At 61.0% G+C, this 20,673-nt stretch carries 13 protein-coding genes; 10 read left to right on the forward strand and 3 right to left on the reverse strand.

Annotation, left to right across the window (positions count from 1 at the left end):
- Position 1 precedes the first annotated feature (1 nt).
- From AC1D06_RS24785 to AC1D06_RS24820, 8 genes are all read left to right on the forward strand, one after another.
- A complete protein-coding gene (locus AC1D06_RS24785; protein ID WP_477988465.1) occupies positions 2-2,404 on the forward strand; it encodes a circularly permuted type 2 ATP-grasp protein in 2,403 nt (800 codons plus the stop codon).
- Between the two features lie 11 nt (positions 2,405-2,415).
- Positions 2,416-3,297: a transglutaminase-like domain-containing protein gene (locus AC1D06_RS24790; protein WP_477988467.1), complete on the forward strand. Its 882-nt coding sequence runs from the start codon at positions 2,416-2,418 to the stop codon at positions 3,295-3,297.
- 247 nt (positions 3,298-3,544) lie between these two features.
- Positions 3,545-4,708, forward strand: a complete 1,164-nt coding sequence (locus tag AC1D06_RS24795) for a vWA domain-containing protein (protein WP_477988468.1) — start codon at positions 3,545-3,547, stop codon at positions 4,706-4,708.
- A 316-nt stretch (positions 4,709-5,024) separates the two neighbouring features.
- Positions 5,025-7,490 carry a glycogen/starch/alpha-glucan phosphorylase gene (locus AC1D06_RS24800; protein ID WP_477988469.1) on the forward strand — a complete coding sequence of 822 codons (2,466 nt, stop codon included), beginning with the start codon at positions 5,025-5,027 and terminating at the stop codon, positions 7,488-7,490.
- The gene (gene glgB, locus AC1D06_RS24805; protein ID WP_477988470.1) at positions 7,487-9,784 is read left to right on the forward strand and encodes a 1,4-alpha-glucan branching protein GlgB; all 2,298 of its coding nucleotides are present in this window, start codon (positions 7,487-7,489) and stop codon (positions 9,782-9,784) included. Before AC1D06_RS24800 ends, glgB begins: the two co-directional genes overlap by 4 nt.
- Before the next feature lie 31 nt (positions 9,785-9,815).
- Entirely contained in the window at positions 9,816-11,075 is a 1,260-nt protein-coding gene (gene glgC / locus AC1D06_RS24810) for a glucose-1-phosphate adenylyltransferase (RefSeq protein WP_477882244.1), read from the forward strand.
- Positions 11,076-11,079: 4 nt separating this feature from the next.
- Positions 11,080-12,522, forward strand: coding sequence for a glycogen synthase GlgA (glgA, locus tag AC1D06_RS24815; protein ID WP_477988471.1), 1,443 nt, complete (start codon positions 11,080-11,082; stop codon positions 12,520-12,522).
- A gap of 5 nt (positions 12,523-12,527) precedes the next feature.
- Positions 12,528-14,156, forward strand: coding sequence for an alpha-D-glucose phosphate-specific phosphoglucomutase (locus tag AC1D06_RS24820; RefSeq protein ID WP_477988472.1), 1,629 nt, complete (start codon positions 12,528-12,530; stop codon positions 14,154-14,156).
- A gap of 128 nt (positions 14,157-14,284) precedes the next feature.
- On the opposite strand, the gene AC1D06_RS24825 is transcribed toward AC1D06_RS24820, so the two are convergent.
- Entirely contained in the window at positions 14,285-14,983 is a 699-nt protein-coding gene (locus AC1D06_RS24825; protein WP_477988473.1) for a type 1 glutamine amidotransferase domain-containing protein, read from the reverse strand.
- Between the two features lie 161 nt (positions 14,984-15,144).
- On the opposite strand from AC1D06_RS24825, the gene AC1D06_RS24830 reads away from it, so the two are divergent.
- Complete coding sequence (locus tag AC1D06_RS24830; protein ID WP_477988474.1) at positions 15,145-16,056, forward strand: LysR family transcriptional regulator; 912 nt, start codon at positions 15,145-15,147, stop codon at positions 16,054-16,056.
- A 59-nt stretch (positions 16,057-16,115) separates the two neighbouring features.
- Here AC1D06_RS24830 and AC1D06_RS24835 read toward each other — a convergent pair whose 3' ends face one another.
- Together AC1D06_RS24835 and AC1D06_RS24840 are read right to left on the reverse strand one after the other, a co-directional pair.
- Positions 16,116-17,282, reverse strand: a complete 1,167-nt coding sequence (locus tag AC1D06_RS24835; protein ID WP_477988476.1) for an HD-GYP domain-containing protein — start codon at positions 17,280-17,282, stop codon at positions 16,116-16,118.
- Between the two features lie 147 nt (positions 17,283-17,429).
- Complete coding sequence (locus AC1D06_RS24840) at positions 17,430-18,446, reverse strand: hypothetical protein (RefSeq protein ID WP_477988477.1); 1,017 nt, start codon at positions 18,444-18,446, stop codon at positions 17,430-17,432.
- Between the two features lie 148 nt (positions 18,447-18,594).
- On the opposite strand from AC1D06_RS24840, the gene glgX reads away from it, so the two are divergent.
- A complete protein-coding gene (gene glgX, locus AC1D06_RS24845) occupies positions 18,595-20,541 on the forward strand; it encodes a glycogen debranching protein GlgX (RefSeq protein ID WP_477988478.1) in 1,947 nt (648 codons plus the stop codon).
- Positions 20,542-20,673 lie beyond the last annotated feature (132 nt).

The raw sequence follows: 20,673 nt of genomic DNA on the forward strand, positions 1-20,673 counted from the left end.
ATTGACGGGGGTAAGCGGCAAGCGCGACACCGTTTCGGGGAAGAAACCAGGGCTCGATTACAAGCCACTGGCAGGCGCGGCCGACGAGATGCTCGGCCCGGATGGACAAGTGCGTCCCGTCTGGCGGCATTTCGTCGAGCGCTTCTCCGCCATGGATGCCGAAGATCGCGAAAATCGCATGGACAAGGCTGACCGCTATCTGCGCGATGCCGGGGTCTTCTATCGCGCCTATGGCGGCGGCGCCTCCAATGCCGAGCGTTCCTGGCCGCTGAGCCACGTGCCGGTGCTGATCGACGGCGCGGAATGGCAAAAACTCTCCGAGGGCCTCGTTCAGCGCGCCGAACTGCTGGAACGCCTGGTCGCCGACATCTATTCCGACAATCGGCTGGTGCAGGAAGGCTTCCTCCCTGCCTCCCTTCTCGCCTCCAATCCTGAATATCTCCGGCCCGTCGTCGGCCTGAAACCGGCTGATAGCGGCCATTTCCTGCATTTCATTGCCTTTGAAATCGGCCGCGGGCCGGATGGCGACTGGTGGGTGCTGTCCGACCGGACGCAGGCGCCGTCGGGCGCCGGCTTTGCGCTAGAAAACCGGGTCGCCACCACGCGCGCCTATTCCGATGTCTATGCTGAAATCCATGTCCACCGGCTTGCCGCCTTCTTCGGCGCCTTCCGTGACGCCCTGCAGGCCCGCAAGACGCATTCAGACGACCGCATCGCCATCCTGTCGCCGGGTCCGGCCAACGAAACCTATTTCGAGCATGCCTATATCGCCCGCTATCTCGGCTTCATGCTGCTCGAAGGCGAGGACCTGACTGTCGTCAACAACCAGGTCATGGTCCGCACCGTCGCCGGTCTCAAGCCGGTCAGCGTGCTCTGGCGTCGCCTCGACGCGGAATATGCCGATCCGCTCGAACTCAACCAGCGTTCGCAGATCGGCACGCCCGGCCTCGTCCAGGCGCTCAGGGCCGAGAGCGTCACGGTCGTCAATGCGATCGGCACCGGCATTCTCGAAACCCGCGCCCTGCTCGCCTTCATGCCTGCCATCTGTCGCCGGCTTATGAACGAGGACCTGAAATTGCCCTCGATCGCCACCTGGTGGTGTGGCCAGAAGGCCGAGCGCGAACATGTCGCCAAGAATCTCGACCGGATGATCATCGGACCGGCCTTTTCCAGCCTTGCCTTCTTCGACGAACAGGAATCGCAACTCGGCACGGTGCTGGCCGAGAAGGACAAGGATTTCCTCAAGCGCCTGAACCAGGAGGGCAGCCGGCTGGTCGGCCAGGAGATCGTAAAACTCTCGACCACGCCGGCCTTTGTCGACGGTAAACTGTCGCCGCGGCCGATGAGCCTGCGCGTCTTCGCCGCCCGCAGCCGCGACGGCTGGCAGATCATGCCCGGCGGCTTCGCTCGCATCGGCGCCAGCGAGGATGTCTCCGCGATCGCCATGCAGAAGGGCGGCGCAGTCGCCGATGTCTGGATCGTTTCCGACAAGCCGGTGAAATGGTCGACACTCCTGCCGCCGGAGGAGAGCTTCACCCGCAACATGCCGGGCAGCCTGCCGAGCCGCGCCGCCGATAATCTCTTCTGGCTCGGCCGCTATATCGAGCGGGGCGAAGGAGCGCTTCGCATCCTGCGCGCCTGGCACGGCCGCTTCGCTGAATATGCCGACCGCAAGCAGCCGCTGCTCGCCAAGTTCTCGGCCTATCTCGCCCAGCTCGACATCGACACCAAGGAAGTCGTGCCGGAAAGCCTGATGCGCAACATTTCCAGCGCCCTTTATTCCGCCTCCAACATACGCGACCGGTTCTCCGCCGACGGCTGGCTGGCGCTCAACGACCTAGCCAAGACCACGCGCGAATTCCGCGAGAAGGTGCAGCCCGGCGACGACGCCACCGGCGCCATGACCGTGCTGCTGCGCAAATTGGCCGGCTTCGCCGGTCTGGTACATGAAAACATGTATCGGTTCACCGGTTGGCGTTTCCTGTCGATCGGCCGCCACCTGGAGCGCGGCCTGCATATGTCGCGGCTGCTCGGCCATTTTTCCGGCTCCGATGCGCCCGACGGCGCGCTCGACATGCTGATTGAGATCGGCGACAGCGTCATGACCCATCGCCGCCGCTACAACGTGGCAACGGCGCGGCTGACCGTGACCGACCTGCTGGCGCTCGATTCGCTCAATCCGCGCTCGGTCCTCTACCAGCTCAACGAGATCAAGGCAGAAGTCGAGCAATTGCCCAACGCGATCGTCCAGGGCCAGATGTCGCCCTTCTACCGCGAGGCGTTGCGCCTCTACTCGACGCTGGCGCTGATGACACCAGAAAGCATGACTGTCGACCTTTATGACCGGCTCGAAGCCGACATGGAAAACTTTTCCGACCTTCTCGCCCGCACCTATATCGGTTAGAGCCTTCAGACATGCTCTACGACGTTTCGATGAAAATCAGCTACAGTTACGAGGTCGCCGCATCCGGGGCACGGCAGATCGTGCGCGTGCTGCCGCTGACGCTGGACAAGGGCCAGCGCCTGATCGCCGGCACGGTAGCCTTCGGACCAGGCCCTGACGAGCGCACCRATTTCGCCGATTTTTTCAACAATCCCGCCACAGCCATCACTTTCCGCAATCCGCTCGACGAATTCGAGATCCGCATGCAGGCGCGTGTGCAGGTTGAAAATGCCTCGCCCCAGGCGGATTCTTCCCCACGCGTCGGCAAGATCGGCGATGAGGTGACCGACTGCTGGTCACTAGGTCCCGAAGCGCCGCATCATTTCCTCGGCGACAGCCCCAGGCTTCCCGCCTCGCGCGACATCGGCGACTGGGTGCGCACAATGTTCAAGCCTGATATATCGGTCCGCGAAGCCGCGACCGTCATCTGCCAGCGGATCAACAAGCAATTCACCTATGTGCCCGGCGCCACCAAGGTCGACACGCCAGCGGGCGAGGCCTTCAAACTGAAGAAGGGCGTCTGCCAGGATTTTGCCCATATCATGATCCTCGGCCTGCGCTCGGTGGGCATTCCCGCCGGCTATGTCAGTGGTTATCTGCGCACCATCCCGCCGCCCGGCAAGGAGCGGCTCGAAGGTGCCGACGCCATGCATGCCTGGGTGCGCGTCTGGTGCGGCCAGGCGGGCGGCTGGATGGAATGGGACCCGACCAATAATATCATGGCCGGCAGCGACCATATCCGCGTCGGCTACGGCCGCGACTATTCTGACGTCGCTCCGGTCATCGGGATATTGAAAAGTTACGGCAGTCACACGACCGACCAAGCCGTCGACGTCGTCCCCGTCAAGGCCTGATTATTTTTTTTACACGGCATAGGGAACCTTTTCGCGTCTCGCGCGTATTAGGAGCAGTCGGAGACATAGTTTCCGGCAATTCTTTCGTGCGGCCACGCGAAAGTCTGAAAAAAGTGTAACTTCCAACGAGAAATTTTAACACTAAACTTTCGTTAAATCGAAGTCTTTTCAGAAACTTAATTCGAACACATCGCTGTTAACTTCTTCTCAAAATATTAGAAGTCAACCCTTCCTCCGAGTGGCCGCCATGACATCACGTACGTCATCTCTATGCCGTTTCCTCCGTAACAAGGCTGGCAACCTTTCGCTCATGGCGGCACTGATCCTGCCGGTCGGGCTGGCTGCGGGAGGACTGGCGCTGGATATGTCGAAGATGATCGCCACCAAGGCGGCGCTGCAGAACGCCGCCGATGCCGCGGCCCTGGCCGCCGCGTCGGCGCTCGCCAACAAGGGCATTACCGACGACCAGGCGAAGACGCTTGCCGCGGATTTCATCACCGGCCAGATGTCCAACCACATGGACAATCCGGACAAGGAAAAGACCAACCCGTTCAACTTTTCAAGCTGCACGCATGTGACCGTCAACGACCAGACGACGGTCGGCACGGCCAAGAAATACGATGTCACGGTGCAGACCTGCTATGACGTGCAATATTCGACGCTGTCGGCCTTTCTCGGCCAGACCGGCGGCCGGCTGACGGTGACCAGTTCGACGGAATCGACGACGGCCAGCAAGAATGCGCTGTCGATGTACCTTGTGCTCGACCGCTCCGGCTCGATGGCGGAATATACCAATACCGTCTCCGGCAGCTATACCTGCCGCTATGGCCGCAAGACCTATACCTGCTACACTTACTACGACAAGATCACCGCGCTCCGGATGGCGGCGACCAACCTGATGAACCAGCTTGCCACCGCCGATCCGGCGACAACCCTCGTCCGCACCGCCGCGGCCTCTTACAATACCGCAATGCAGACACCCAGCACGCTCGCCTGGGGCGAGACGGCCACGAAAACCTATATCAGCAAGCTGACTGCCGACGGCGGCACCGATTCCGGCCTCGCCTTCAAGACGGCATACCAGTCGCTCGTGGCCGCATCGGAGAACACCGCACACCTCAACAAGAACGGCCAGGTGCCGTCGAAATACATCGTCTTCATGACCGACGGCGACAACAACTATGACTCGGCCGACACCGAGACTAAGAAGTGGTGCGATCTTGCCCGCACCAATGGCATAGAAGTCTATACGATCGCCTTCATGGCGCCGACACGGGGCAAAGCGCTGCTGAGCTACTGCGCCACGACCAGCTCGCATTATTTCGCCGCCGAAAACGCCGACGATATCAACGCCGCCTTCGAATATATCGGCGAGCGCGCCACCGAGACGGCAACACGCCTGACCCAATAACACTCCTACCTCCCCGAGCCTGTCCCAACGACCTTGAACCGCCGGTTTCATAGCCGGCGGTATTTTTTTGAATCCATATTGATCCTAAATCGATTAAATGCCTAATATGACTCCCTGGGAGCGTTCGGGAGGTTTGGCGCGTGCAGTTTTGGCGCCGGTTCATCGAAGTGTCACGATTTCGCCATAGCTCTGTTTTCAGCGGTGGATGGAATAAACCGTTGCATGTCTTTTTGAACGGTGCAAATCTCGCGAGACGCGGTGGCGATTTGTCCAGCGTGCCCGCCGATCGTCAACCCCCGAAGTAATTGAGCTCACAATGAAAACCTCTGCAGAGAAAGTCGAAATCCCGAAGCCGCCGGAAAGACTGTCCGATCCCGCGACCCTGGCCGAAGACATTGTCGAGCGCCTGACCTACCGCATTGGCAAGGATGCCACCGTGGCCAAGCCGCATGATTGGCTGACCGCTGCCATCCTGGTCATTCGCGACCGGGTGATCGACCGCTGGATGGAGTCCACCCGCCGCACGTATGAGAGCGAGGGCAAGCGTGTCTACTATCTCTCGCTGGAATTCCTGATCGGCCGGCTGACGCGCGACGCTGTTTCCAATCTCGGCCTGATGGACGAACTGCGTGAAGCGCTGAAAATGCTCGGCGTCGACTTCGACGTCGTCGCGGCGCTTGAACCCGACGCAGCACTCGGCAATGGCGGTCTCGGCCGCCTCGCCGCCTGCTTCATGGAATCGATGGCGACGACGGATATCCCCGCCTATGGCTATGGCATCCGCTATGTCCACGGCCTGTTCCGCCAGCAGATCGCTGACGGCTGGCAGGTGGAACTGCCGGAAACCTGGCTTGCCCACGGCAATCCCTGGGAGTTCGAGCGCCGCGAAAGCGCCTATGAAGTCGGCTTCGGCGGCGCCGTCGAATCCGTGCTCGCTCAGGATGGCGAGGCTCGTTACGTCTGGAAGCCGGCCGAGCGCGTCATCGCCATGGCCTATGACACGCCGATCGTCGGCTGGCGCGGCAATCGCGTCAACACGCTGCGCCTCTGGACGGCCCAGCCGATCGACCCGATCCTGCTCGCCGCCTTCAATGCCGGCGACCATATCGGCGCGCTGCGCGAAAGCAACAAGGCCGAGAGCCTGGCGCGCGTGCTCTACCCCGCCGACGCAACGCCCGCCGGCCAGGAACTCAGGCTCCGGCAGGAATTCTTCTTCTCCTCGGCCTCGCTGCAGGACATCCTCCGCCGCCATCGCCAGCAATACAACACGCTGGAAAACCTCCACGAAAAGGTTGCGATCCAGCTCAACGACACACATCCGGCCGTCTCCGTCGCTGAACTGATGCGCCTTCTCTGCGACGTCCACGGCTTCGAATTCGATGCAGCCTGGGAAATTACCCACAAGACGGTCTCCTACACCAACCATACGCTCCTGCCGGAAGCACTGGAAACCTGGCCGGTGCCGCTGTTCGAGCGCCTGCTGCCGCGCCATATGCAGATCATCTACGGCATCAATGCCAAAGTGCTGCTCGAAGCCCGCAAGGCCAAGAATTTCAGCGATCCGCAGATTCGTGCCATCTCGCTGATCGACGAAAGCGGCGACCGCCGCGTGCGCATGGGCAATCTCGCCTTCATCGGCTCGCACTCGATCAACGGCGTTTCGGCACTGCATACCGACCTGATGAAGGTCACGGTGTTCGCCGACCTGCACCGGCTCTATCCGGACCGCATCAACAACAAGACCAACGGCATCACCCCCCGCCGCTGGCTCAACCAGTGCAATCCTAGCTTGGTCAAGCTGCTGCGCGAAACGATCGGCGACAAGTTCCTCGACGATACCGAGGCACTGCAGAGCCTCAATGCCTTCGCCGAAGACGCCGAATTCCAGAAGAAGTTCGCCGCCGTCAAGCGCGACAACAAGGTCCGCCTCGCCCAGCTCATCCAGAGCCGTATGGGCTTGAAGCTTGACCCGTCGGCCATGTTCGACATCCAGGTCAAGCGCATCCACGAATATAAGCGTCAGTTCCTCAACATCATCGAGGCCGTGTCGCTCTACGACCAGATGCGCTCCCGTCCCGAGCAGGACTGGGTGCCGCGGGTGAAAATCTTCGCCGGCAAGGCGGCGCCGAGCTATCACAACGCCAAGCTGATCATCAAGCTCGCCAATGACGTCGCCCGTGTCGTCAATTCCGACCCCGCGGTGCGTGGCCTGCTCAAAGTCGTCTTCGTGCCGAACTACAATGTCTCGCTCGCCGAAGTGCTCGTGCCTGCGGCCGACCTTTCCGAACAGATCTCGACCGCCGGCATGGAAGCCTCCGGCACCGGCAACATGAAGTTCGGCCTCAACGGCGCGCTCACCATCGGCACGCTCGATGGCGCCAATGTCGAAATGCGTGACTACGTCGGCGCAGACAATATCCAGATTTTTGGCATGACCGCAGAACAAGTCGCCGCGGCACGCGCCGAAGGCCACAATCCGCGGGCCATCATCGAAGGCTCGCGCGACCTGTCGCAAGCACTGCACGCCATTGCTTCGGGCGTCTTCTCGCCCGATGACCCAACCCGCTTCGCCAGCCTCGTCGACGGCCTCTACCAGCACGACTGGTTCATGGTGGCGGGTGATTTCGATGCCTATACCAAGGCCCAGCGCGAGATTGATCGCACCTGGGAGAATGAAAAAAGCTGGTATGCAAAAACAATCCGGAACACAGCGCGCATGGGATGGTTTTCCTCTGATCGGACAATCCGGCAATATGCCAAGGAAATCTGGAGGGCGGGATGAGTATCGAGGCGGGCAAGGCCGATCGCAGGACGGTAAAGTCGGAAGCAGATGCGAACGGAGGCGCCACGCCTGACGCAAACGCGGCGGCAGACAATGCCGCCAAGAAGCCAGCCAAGGTCAAGGATTTCCGCATCTTCGATGAAGAGGTGGCCGCGATCGTCGCGGGCGTGCATGCCAATCCGTTCGCCGTGCTCGGCCTGCATGAATTCGGCAAGGAATTCGTCGTCCGCGCGTTCGTCCCCGGCGCCGAGCAGATCACCGCCTATACGCTGAAGGGTGAAGATCTCGGCTCGATTCCCCGTCGCGACGGTGCCGGCTTCTTCGAGGGGCTGCTCTCCGTCAAGGCACGGCAACCACTCCGTTACCACGCGAAAAACGCCGTCGGCGAATGGGATGTGGTCGATCCCTATTCCTTCGGCCCCGTGCTCGGGCCGATGGACGACTATTATCTGCGCGAAGGCTCGCATCTGAGATTGTTCGACAAGATGGGCGCCCATCCGATCGAGCATGAAGGTGCGGAAGGCTTTCATTTTGCCGTCTGGGCGCCGAATGCCGCCCGGGTCTCGGTCGTCGGCAGCTTCAACAACTGGGACGGCCGCCGGCATGTCATGCGCTTCCGCAGCGACAGCGGCGTCTGGGAAATCTTCGTTCCCGGCATTGGCGGTGGCGAGACCTATAAATATGAAATCCTCGCCCGCGACGGCACGCTGCTGCCGCTGAAAGCCGATCCCTACGCACGCAAATCGGAGCTCAGACCGAAGACAGCTTCGCTGACCACGCCGGAGATCGAACAGGAATGGGAGGATGCGGCACATCGCGAATGGTGGTCCACCATCGATGCCCGCCGCCAGCCGATCTCGATCTACGAAGTCCACCCCGCCTCCTGGCGGCGTGGCCCCGACGACGCGATGCTGACCTGGGACGAACTCGGCGACCTGCTCATCCCCTATTGCGTCGAAATGGGCTTCACCCATATCGAATTCATGCCGATCACTGAGCACCCTTTCGACCCGTCCTGGGGTTATCAGACGACGGGCCTGTTCTCGCCCACCGCCCGATTCGGCGAGCCGGAAGCCTTTTCACGTTTCGTCAACGGCGCTCACAAGGCGGGCATCTCGATCCTGATGGACTGGGTGCCGGCGCATTTTCCGGTGGACCAGCACGGGCTTCGGCATTTCGACGGAACCGGGCTTTACGAGCATGAGGACCCGCGCCAGGGATTTCACCCCGACTGGAATACCGCCATCTACAATTTCGGCCGCACCGAAGTCGTAAGCTTCCTGATCAATTCCGCGCTCTACTGGGCCGAAAAATTCCACATCGACGGCCTGCGTGTCGATGCCGTCGCCTCCATGCTTTACCTCGATTATTCGCGCAAGGAAGGCGAGTGGATTCCCAACAAATACGGTGGCCGCGAAAACCTCGAGGCGGTGGAATTCCTCAAGGACATGAACCGCCATCTCTACGGCTCGCATCACGGCATCCTGACCATAGCCGAGGAATCCACCTCCTGGCCGAAGGTCTCCGCGCCGGTCTATGACGGCGGCCTGGGTTTCGGCTTCAAGTGGAACATGGGCTTCATGCATGACACGCTCGAATATCTCAAGCGTGACCCGATCCACCGCAAGCATCACCACAATGAACTGACATTCGGCCTGCTCTATGCCTGGTCGGAGAATTTCGTCCTGCCGCTTTCCCATGACGAAGTCGTGCATGGCAAGGGCTCGCTGATCACCAAAATGGCCGGCGACCAGTGGCAGAAATTCGCCAATCTGCGCGCTTATTACGGCTTCATGTGGGGATATCCCGGCAAGAAGCTGTTGTTCATGGGCCAGGAATTCGCCCAGTGGAACGAATGGTCGGAATCGCGCTCGCTCGACTGGAACCTGCTCGATTTCCCCAACCACGACGGCATGCGCCGTCTCGTGCGCGATCTCAATCAGCTCTACAAAACCAAGCCGGCCCTGCATGCCCGCGACTGCGAGGGCGAAGGCTTTGAATGGATGATCGCCGACGACCACGAAAATTCGGTTTATGCCTGGATCCGCAAGGCACCGGGCGAGAAACCAGTGGCCGTGATCACCAATTTCACGCCTGTCGAGCGCGACAATTACGACGTGCCCTTGCCGATGGAAGGCAAATGGCGTGAAATCATCAATACGGATGCCGAAACCTATGGCGGTTCAGGAAAAGGCAATCTTGGGGAAGTGACCGCCCATAGACAGCCATCCGGACGGATCGTCGGGACACTCGTCCTGCCGCCGCTCGGCACGATCTGGCTGGAGCCCGTATGAGTACGCGTAACGATCACTGGGAGGAAATAAAATGGCAGAAAGAAGACTCCAGCCTTTGGCGCGCGATGCCATGGCTTATGTGCTGGCCGGTGGACGCGGCAGCCGTCTCAAGGAACTGACGGACAGACGCGCCAAGCCCGCAGTTTATTTCGGCGGCAAGACGCGCATCATCGATTTCGCGCTTTCCAATGCACTGAATTCCGGCATCCGCCGCATGGGCGTCGCCACTCAGTATAAAGCGCATTCGCTGATCCGCCACCTGCAGCGCGGCTGGAACTTCTTCCGCCCCGAGCGTAATGAGAGTTTCGATATCCTGCCCGCCTCCCAGCGCGTCTCCGAGACGCAGTGGTATGAAGGCACGGCCGACGCCGTCTACCAGAACATCGACATCATCGTTCCGCATAATCCGGAATACATGGTCATCCTCGCCGGCGACCACATCTACAAGCAAGACTACGAACTGATGCTGCGCCAGCACGTCAATTCCGGCGCCGACGTCACCATCGGCTGCCTGGAAGTGCCGCGCATGGAGGCTGTGGCCTTCGGTGTCATGCATGTCGACAACAAGGACGTGATCATCGACTTCGTCGAAAAGCCCGCCGACCCGCCCGGCATTCCCGGCAACGAGAGCATGGCGCTCGCTTCGATGGGCATTTACATCTTCCACACCAAGTTCCTCGTCGACCTCCTGCGGCGCGACGCCGCCGACCCGAACTCCTCACGCGACTTCGGCAAGGACCTGATCCCCTATATCGTCAAGAACGGCAAAGCCGTCGCCCACCGTTTCAGCCAATCCTGCGTCAAGGCGGAGATGGAGACGGAGGCCTATTGGCGCGACGTCGGAACCGTCGATGCCTATTGGCAAGCCAATATCGACCTGACGGATGTCGTGCCGGAACTCGATCTTTACGACGTCCAGTGGCCGATCTGGACCTATTCCGAGATCACGCCGCCGGCCAAATTCGTCCATGATATCGACGGCCGCCGTGGCACCGCCATCTCCTCGCTTGTCTCGGGCAATTGCATCATTTCCGGTGCATCCGTCCATCGCACGATGCTGTCGACCGGTTGCCGGGTAAATTCCTATTCGAGCCTCGACCACGCGGTCGTCCTGCCGGAAGTGATCGTCAATCGCCACGCGCGGCTGAGCAAGGTCGTCGTCGATCGGGGCGTCATCATCCCGGAAGGCCTGGTCGTCGGCGAGGATCCCGAACTCGATGCCAAGCGCTTCCGCCGCACCGAATCCGGCATCTGCCTCATCACCCAGGCCATGATCGACAAACTGGGCTGAAATCATGAAAGTCCTGTCCGTCGCCTCGGAAGTCTTTCCGCTGATCAAGACCGGAGGGCTCGCGGATGTCGCGGGCGCGCTGCCGCTCGCGCTCACGCCTTTCGGCGTCGAGATGCGGACGCTTCTGCCCGGCTATCCTTCCGTCATGGCCAAGATCGGCGAGACGAAAGTCATCGCCGATCTGACCTGGCTTCTGGGCGAACCGGCGCGCGTGCTCTTTACCCAGCACGCCGGGTTGGATCTCTATATCCTCGACGCGCCGGCCTATTTCGACAGGCCGGGCGGCCCCTATACCGACGCAGCGGGCCTCGACCATGTCGACAATTGGCGGCGGTTCGCCGCACTCTCCTATATCGGCGCCGACATCGCCAACGGATTGGATCCTGCCTGGTTACCGGACCTCATCCATGTCCATGACTGGCAGGCGGCAATTACACCGATCTATCTGAAATACAGCGCCGCCGGCGGCCGCGTGCCGTCGGTGATCACCATTCACAACATCGCCTTCCAGGGCCAGTTTTCGTCTGCGATTTTCCCCCAGCTGGAACTGCCGCCGGATGCCTTTAACGTCAACGGCCTCGAATATTATGGCGATGTCGGCTATCTCAAGGGTGGGCTGCGCACCGCCTGGGCGCTGACCACCGTGAGCCCTACCTATGCGATCGAGATCACCGAGCCGCAATTCGGCATGGGTCTCGAAGGCTTGATCGCCGCCCGCGCTGCCGATCTCACCGGCATCGTCAACGGCATAGACGACCAGATCTGGGATCCGGAAAACGACCGGCACATCGTCGCCAACTACAATTCCTCCTCGCTCAAACGCCGCGAGGAAAACCGCAAGGCGCTCGCGACCCGCGTGGGGCTCACCCCTGGCGCTGGGCCGATCTTCTGCATCGTCTCGCGGCTCACCTGGCAGAAGGGCATTGATCTCGTCGTCGACAATATCGACTATATCGTCGCCAATGGCGGTAGCCTCGCTATACTCGGCTCCGGCGACGCAGCGCTCGAAGAGGCGTTGCAGGCGGCGGTGACGCGCCATCCCGGCCGCGTCGGCATGGTCGTCGGCTATGACGAGCCGCTGTCACATTTGATGCAGGCCGGTGCCGATGCCATCCTCGTGCCGTCACGCTTCGAGCCCTGCGGGCTGACCCAGCTCTATGGCCTGCGCTATGGCTGCCTTCCGGTTGTCGGCCATACGGGCGGGCTCGCCGACACGATTATCGACGCCAATGGTGCTGCGGTTACCGCCAAGGTCGCGACCGGCATCGAGTTCTCCCCCGTCACCTCCGATGGCCTGCGCGACGCGCTGCGCCGTACTTTCCGGCTCTACGCGGACCAGAAGACCTGGGCGCAGATTCAGAAGGCGGCGATGAAATCCGACGTCTCCTGGGGCGCCAGTGCCCGCCAATATGCCAGCCTCTACCAGAATCTCATCAGCAGGGTTTGACCGCCATGATCCTCACCGTCTCGACCACACCCTACAATGACCAGAAGCCGGGCACATCAGGCCTGCGCAAGAAGGTGCCGCATTTCCAGCAGCCCAATTATGTGCAGAACTTCGTGCAATCGATCTTCGACTCCCTCGAAGGCTATCTCGGCCAGACGCTGGTGCTCGGCGGCGACGGCCGCTACTATAACCGCGAAGTCATCCAGATCGTGCTGAAGATGGCGGCCGCCAACGGCTTCGGCAAGGTCATGGTCGGCCGCGGCGGCATCCTCTCGACGCCGGCGACATCCAACATCATCCGCAAATACAAGGCCTTCGGCGGCATCATCCTGTCCGCCTCGCACAATCCCGGCGGCCCGACCGAGGATTTCGGCATCAAGTACAATGCCGAAAACGGTGGCCCGGCGCCGGAGAAGATCACCGACGCGATCTTCGCCCTCTCCAAGCAGATCGACAAATACCAGATTTCCGACGCCCCCGATATCGACATCGACGTCCCGGGCATGAAGTCGCTGGAAAACATGGAAGTCCATGTCTTCGATCCGGTCGAGGATTATGCGGCGCTGATGGAGACACTGTTCGATTTCCCGGCGATCAAGGCCAAGATCGGCTCCGGCTTTCGCGTCGTCTTCGACGCGATGAGCGCGGTCACCGGTCCCTATGCCAAGGAGATCCTCGAAAACCGTCTCGGTGCCGCCAAGGGTTCGGTGCGCAATTTCGTGCCGCTGCCGGATTTCGGCGGCCACCACCCCGACCCGAACCTCGTCCATGCCAAGGACCTTTATGACGAGATGATGGGGCCGGACGCGCCGGATTTCGGCGCCGCCTCGGATGGCGACGGCGACCGCAACCTGATCATCGGCAAAGGCATTTTCGTCACCCCGTCCGACAGCGTTGCCATGCTGTCGGCCAATGCTCACCTCGCTCCCGGCTATGCCAAAGGGCTTGCCGGCATCGCCCGCTCGATGCCGACCTCGGGTGCGGCCGACCGCGTTGCTGAAAAGCTCGGCATCGGCATCTACGAGACGCCGACCGGCTGGAAATTCTTCGGCAACCTGCTCGATGCCGGTATGGCGACGATTTGCGGCGAGGAAAGCGCCGGCACCGGTTCCAACCACGTGCGCGAAAAGGACGGCCTCTGGGCCGTGCTGCTCTGGCTCAATATCCTTGCGGTGCGCAACGAGAGCGCCAAGGACATCGTCACCAAGCATTGGGCCGCCTTCGGCCGCAATTATTATTCGCGCCACGACTACGAGGAAATCGAGACCGGAGCGGCCAATGGCCTGGTGGACAATCTGCGCAGCCAGCTCGCCACCCTGCCCGGCCAGAAATTCGGTGAGCTGACGGTCCAGACCGCCGACGACTTCGCCTATCACGACCCGGTCGACCATTCCGTGTCCGAGCACCAGGGTATCCGCATCCTCTTCGAAGGCGGCAGCCGCGTCGTCTTCCGCCTGTCAGGCACCGGCACGTCCGGGGCGACGCTGCGCGTCTATATCGAGCGCTACGAGCCCGACGCCTCGCGCCACGACCTCGACACGCAGCAGGCGCTGGCCGACCTGATCGCCGTGGCAGACCAGATCGCCGGCATCAAGTCGAGGACGGGACGCGACACGCCGAGCGTGATAACCTGACGCTTCGATGTACGGAAATCTCGCTGTTACAGCAGTATTGTTGGAACAGGGGAGGACGTCACAAACTCCGGCTTTTGAAGATGATCCGCCGACGCGAGCCGTCGGCGGATCGCGGCGTTTCGGCACGCTCAGGCAGTCCTGGTCTTCATCCGGCCCAGAGCAGCAATCAGTGCCTCCGCTGCTTCACTCGATGAGGCCGGATTCTGACCGGTGATGAGCTGGCCATCGACCACTGTATGCACACCCCAGTCCTTGACTTTGGAGAAGACCGCGCCGAGACCGATCAACTCGTCCTCGACCAGGAACGGCACGACCTTTGTGAGGCCCACAGCTTCTTCCTCGGAATTGGTGAAGCCGGTGACGTAGCGTCCCTGAACGAAGGGGCTGCCGTCGGGTTTTGTCACATGACGCAGAACACCCGGCGCATGGCAAACCAAAGCGACCGGTTTGCCAACCGCAACGAAGGATGCGATCAGTTCGATCGAATTCCGATCTTCGGCCAGATCCCACAAAGGGCCGTGGCCGCCGGGGTAGAAGACTGTATCGAAGTCCTTCTGGTTGATGCTATCCAGGCGCACAGTCTCTGCCAGCTGCGCCTTGGCCGCTTTGTCGCCGTTGAAGCGCCGCGTCAGGTCGGTCTGGAACGTCGGCTCATCGCTCTTCGGGTCGAGAGGCGGCTGGCCGCCTTTCGGCGAGGCGAGAGTGATCTCGGCGCCGGCATCCTTGAAGACGTAGTAGGGCGCTGCCAGCTCTTCGAGCCAGAAGCCGGTCTTCCTGCCGGTGTCGCCGAGCGTGTCGTGCGAAGTGAGTACGATGAGGACTTTCATTGCCAGATCCTTCCGTGAGATGGTGCCATGGGCGTGGCAGCCGGTTGATTTGGAGTTCGTTCAGCCGCAGCGGCTTTTCGATGTGGTGACAATGGCATCGGCCGACATATTTCGGAAATTTATTTCTTTGATTTTAGATATTCACATGAAATTATATCTCAATGAGATACGATCTGAACCTGCTCCCGGTTTTCCTGGCCCTGATGGAAGAGCGGAGCGTGACGCGGGCCGCAGCGCGGCTGGGCATCACGCAACCGGCACTGTCCAATTCGCTGAACCGCCTGCGCGAAACCCTGCGTGACCCGCTGTTCATCCGAGAAAGATACGGCATAAAGCCGACAGAACTGGCAGAAGAGATCGCCCCGACAATCGAAGCAGCGCTGGCGCAACTCGACGATCTCGTTTCGAACCAGCAGGAGTTTCAGCCGGCAAACGCCGAGCGCCTGTTCACGCTTGCTCCCAACAGCTACGTGGAACTTGTTTTGATGCCGGCACTGGCCGCGAGAATGCGCGAGCGGGCGCCGGGCATTAAGCTCCGCATGACGCCATTCGGAAATGATCTCGCCGAGACCGGCGTCATTTCAGGGACGACGGCCATGGTGCTTGGCCGGATTGTCGATCCACCGGATAACCTTGTCGTTCAGCATCTTATGGATGACGGGCTTGCCTGTGTGGTGCGCGCCGATCATCCCGAGATCGGAGATCGTATGTCCCGAGAGCAGTTTGAGAGCCTAAAGCATGTGAACGTTCTCCCGCCGGGCCGGCTGCGCGCAGGCCTCTTCCAGGCGTTGGGGCAGCATAACCTCAAACGGGAGGTTGCCGTTTCCGTGACGCACTTTCTCGCCGTCCCCGAGATGCTTGCCGTCACGGACTACTGCGCAACGCTGCCGCGCCTGATCTGTCAGAAGCTGGAGCAGGATCCGCGCCTGAAAGTGCTTCCGACGCCCGTCGACCTCGGCACCTTCCCTGTGCAAATGGCTTGGCACGTTCGCTATCGTCACGACCCAGCCCACAGGTGGTTGCGTTCGATGATCGGCGAATTGGCAGGAGAAATGACCGCAAGAGAGACTTAAAATCGGTTGCCCACGCTCGTGTTCATGTAAGCTGAGAGGGCACTTCGCTCCTGACCGTCTCAGGCTGCACGCGATATTGAATCGCCGAAATTCGCCTGGATTTTGGCGAAACGTCCCTCAATCTCGGCGAACACATCGACGAGTTTCGGATCGAAATGCCGGCCGCGTTCCGCAAGGATAATGCTCACCGCCTCCTCATGCGGCATTGCCGGCTTGTAGACCCGCTCCGAAATCAGCGCGTCGTAGACGTCGGCGATCGCCATCAGCCGGCCGGCGAGCGGAATCTCGCTGCCTTTCAATCCGTTCGGATAACCGGAACCATCCCATTTCTCGTGATGCGTCTCGGCGATCTGTCCGGCAACATGCAGGAAGCCGGAGTCGACGCCGAGATTATTCTGGGCGTTGGCGATGGCGCGCCCGCCGAGCATGGCATGCGTCTTCATGATGGCGAATTCGTCGCCCGTCAGCTTGCCCGGCTTGCGCAGGATGGCGTCGGGAATGGCGATCTTGCCGATATCATGCAGCGGCGCTGACTTGTAGAGCAGCGCAATCGTCTCGGAATCGAGTTCTCCCGCATAGACACCCCGCGCTAGGCAGGCCTCGGCCAGCGCGCGGACATAGTGCTGCGTGCGACGGATATGGTTGCCGGTCTCGTTGTCGCGCGCCTCGGCCAGATCCGCCATCGCCATCACCATGGCATCCTTGGCGCGGATCGCCTCGTCGCGCGCAGCGCGCAACGAATTGGCAAGCGCGATATTGGTCATCGCCACCGCAGCACTGTTGGCGATGCGCTGCAGGATGCGAATGATGCTGTTCGACGGCCGATGATGCGACGCCCAATAGCAACCGATCGCGCCCACCGGATCGTCGCGCCGCACCGGAACCATGACAAGGCTTTTGACGAAAGTCGGCCGATAAGCTGCGTGCGGAATGCGCTGATCGGCATAGATATCCTCGATGACCACCGCTTCCTTGTGCAGCATCGACCAGCCCGAAATGCAGCTTTCCAGCGGGAAACGTTGGCCCTTCCACAGCGGCCCGATCGCATCCTCGTCCGCATAGAAGCATTTGTCGCCATCGCGCAGCACGAAGGTGACGCCATCCGCACCGACCAGCGGCCGCGCGCCGCTGCGGACGATCGCCGTGACTTCGTCGAAACCACGCGCCAGTGAAAGCTGCAGAATAAGGTCGTCAATATCCAGGGCGGTCCCCCGATCGCTCGTCATTGCCTCTGCCACCATCGGCTGCTCACGAAAATGGTATTTAACAAAGAAGAGCTTCCTATAGTTGACTTACTGGAATCCTAATATTCACAGGCAAGTTTTGACAAAAGCTAACTGACTGCCCGGCAGGTTCAAATTATTTAGTAAATACTAATTTTCTATTGGCGAAAGAACGACCTGGTCGCTCCAGATCGTCGGACGGCTGTCTCGGATGCCAAACCCAGCCTTTGCCGCCAGAGGGGAAAAGCCCTCCAGCCCGCGCAAGATCAGCTTGATGCGGCTTTGTGCGAGCAGTTTCCGGCGCTGCTCGTCGTCGCGCGTCACCGATCCGACGACGAAACGAACACCTTTGCCATCGGCAGCCAAGATCTTGAGATTGTCGATGATTGCCTGGTCGCTGCCATATTCGAACAGGCCACCCTCCGTGGAGGCGGCAATGATCGCATTCCGCCCGATACAGTCCGCGATGAGCTCACCGAGAAGAACGACATCGTTCCAGTCGTAAGCGCGATGGTCGAAGGCAATATCGAGGCTGGCGAGAGCCCGGTTCTCCGCTTGCAGCGCCGCAAGCGCATTGCGCCCAAAGAATGGACCAGCATCGTCCTGATCCAGCACATGGATCGCGATCTTGCGTGCCAGCAATACCGGGTTACGCCGCTTGAGAATGATCAGCGCGTTGAGCGTATCGATCGTCGGCCCACCGGCAATATTGATGATATGCAGCGGCCGTGCATCGGGGCGAAGATTGGGTATTAGCCCGTCGGCCATCAGCTCCGCCATCTGCTGCGTTCTCAGCCTGAGATAGGTTGCATGCGGCGAGGCGGCGAAACGTCGGTCGATCGGCGCGTCATAAGGCGGCACGAGATTGTCAGCACCGAGCTTCATCACATAGGTGGTGATGCCGTCGAGAAAGCTTTCCCGGCCGCCGAAGAGTGCAGCCAGCAGCTTCGATTTCTGCACCGCCGACTTCAGCATCCAGCGCACGACAAAACCCGGGATCAGGCGGTTGCGCCGCTCGCTGCGCACGAACGCTTCTTCCAGAGCCGGCCGGCCGGCCGCGTCATCAGGTACGTGGAAACGCGGATGCGTGACATCGATCACCGGCAGGCTAACGCCGTCGCGCGTTTCAGCATGAACGATCACCTCACTCTTCGGCTCCATCTCCATGTACCGCTCCTTCTTGGCTTCTTTCTAATATCATCGACACCGCGACGCACAGGAATTTCCTAATTGGGGCTGTCGGTTTCGCCTGAAATAACGTTTTCTTGTTTCCGCCATACGTTGTGCCGAATCGTTCCAATCGAAAGTCTCCCCCATGCCCCAAGCCAAGCCTGGCGTGACGATCACTTCTCGCGGCATCGATTTCTCCATCCGGTCCCGATATGCGAGGGCAATCGATCTATGCCTCTACGAGGACAATGGCGGCCTTGAGCTCTCGCGATTGCCGATGACGGTGGGTAACGATCACGTCTGGCATTTATCGGTCGACGGCGCACGGACGGGAACACATTACGGCTATCGTGCCCATGGCGATTGGGCGCCGGAACGCGGGCTCTGGTTCGATCCGTCGAAACTGCTTGTCGACCCCTATGCGGTGGAGCTCGACAGACCTTTTCACTACGACCCAATCCTGTCGCAGTTCGGCGCCGACACGGCCGCCGTGGTTCCGAAATCGATTGCCAGGCAATGCAACCCGATTCCGCATCACGCACCGCATTTCCAGACCGGCGGATTGATCTACGAGGTCAATGTCCGCGGCCTGACCATGCAGCATCCCGACATCCCCGAAGCCGAGCGCGGCACCGTGCGGGCGCTGAGCCACCCGGCCATCATCGCCCATCTCCGGAAACTCAGCGTCTCGGCCGTCGAACTGATGCCGATCACCGCCTGGATCGACGAGCGGCATCTGCCACCGCTCAACCTGCGCAACAGCTGGGGTTACAATCCCGTCGCCATGATGGCGCTCGACCCGCGCCTCTGCCCCGGTGGCGTACGCGAACTGGCGGAAGCTGTCGCAGCGCTGCATGCGCATGGCATCGGCACCATTCTCGACCTCGTCTTCAATCATACCGGCGAAAGCGACAAATTCGGGCCGATCATCTCGATGCGCGGCATCGACAGCCTCACATATTATCGTCATCCGCAGGGCGAGCCGGGCGGGCTGGTCAACGACACCGGCACCGGCAATACGCTCGCCTGCGACCATCGCCCGGTGCGCGAACTGGTGCTCGATACGCTCCGGCACTTTGTCCGATATTGCGGCGTAGACGGCTTCCGCTTCGACCTCGCCCCAATCCTCGGTCGCGGCCCGCATGGCTTCCATCCGGATGCCGCCGTGCTGGCGACGATGCGCGAGGATGCACTGCTGGCCGACCGTGTCCTGATCGCCGAACCCTGGGATATCGGTCCCGGCGGCTATCAACTCGGCAATTTCCCCGAGGGCTTTCTCGAATGGAACGACCGCGCGCGCGACGACATGCGGATGTTCTGGCGTGGCGATGATCATAAGATCGGCGATCTCGCCTCCCTGCTCGCCGGCTCCTCCAGCACCTTTTCTCGTCACGGCGGCACCGCGACCCGCACGGTCAATTTCATCGCCGCCCATGACGGTTTCAGCCTGCTCGATCTCGTGTCCTTCAATGCCAAGCACAATGCGCTGAACGGCGAGCAGAACCGCGATGGCCACAATGAGAACTATTCCTGGAACAATGGCGCCGAAGGCAAGACCAGCGATCCCTTGATCAAAGGCCATCGCCGCAGCGATGTGAAGGCCTTGCTGTCGACGCTGTTTGCCAGCCGCGGCGCGATCATGCTGACGGCCGGCGACGAATTCGGCCGCAGCCAGGACGGCAACAACAATGCCTATGCGCAGGACAATCCGCTGACCTGGCTCAACTGGGCTGAGCGGGATATCGAGATCGAGGATCATGCCGCCACGCTCTCGGCCATCCGCCGGCGCTTCGACATTTTTTCCAGCACCCGATTCCTGACGGACCAGGATGTGGAATGGCTGTCGCCATCAGGCATGCCGATGCAGGTCTGGGACTGGGATGCACCCGGCAACGGCTATCTGCTGATGTCGCTGAAAACCGTCGACCGCGAAGCCAACGAACTCTGCCGGCTCGCCATCGCCTTCAACCGGACCCGCGACGACAAGCTCATTCATCTGCCAGGCGGGGCGCGGAACTGGAAGGTCGTGCTTGGTACCGGCATGACGGTCGTCGCGCGCTCGGTGTCGATTTTTGCCGGCAGGCTCGATTAGCGCTCAAGCGCCGCACGGCTCGAAACGGCCCGTAGTGATCGTTTTGCGGACGAAAATTGATGACCGCCGTCATAGCCTCGGCGATGAGCGCATGTGAAACTGCGTATAGCACAAGAGCAGATCAAGGAGGGC

The organism is Rhizobium sp. P2_G2, assembly GCF_056403555.1.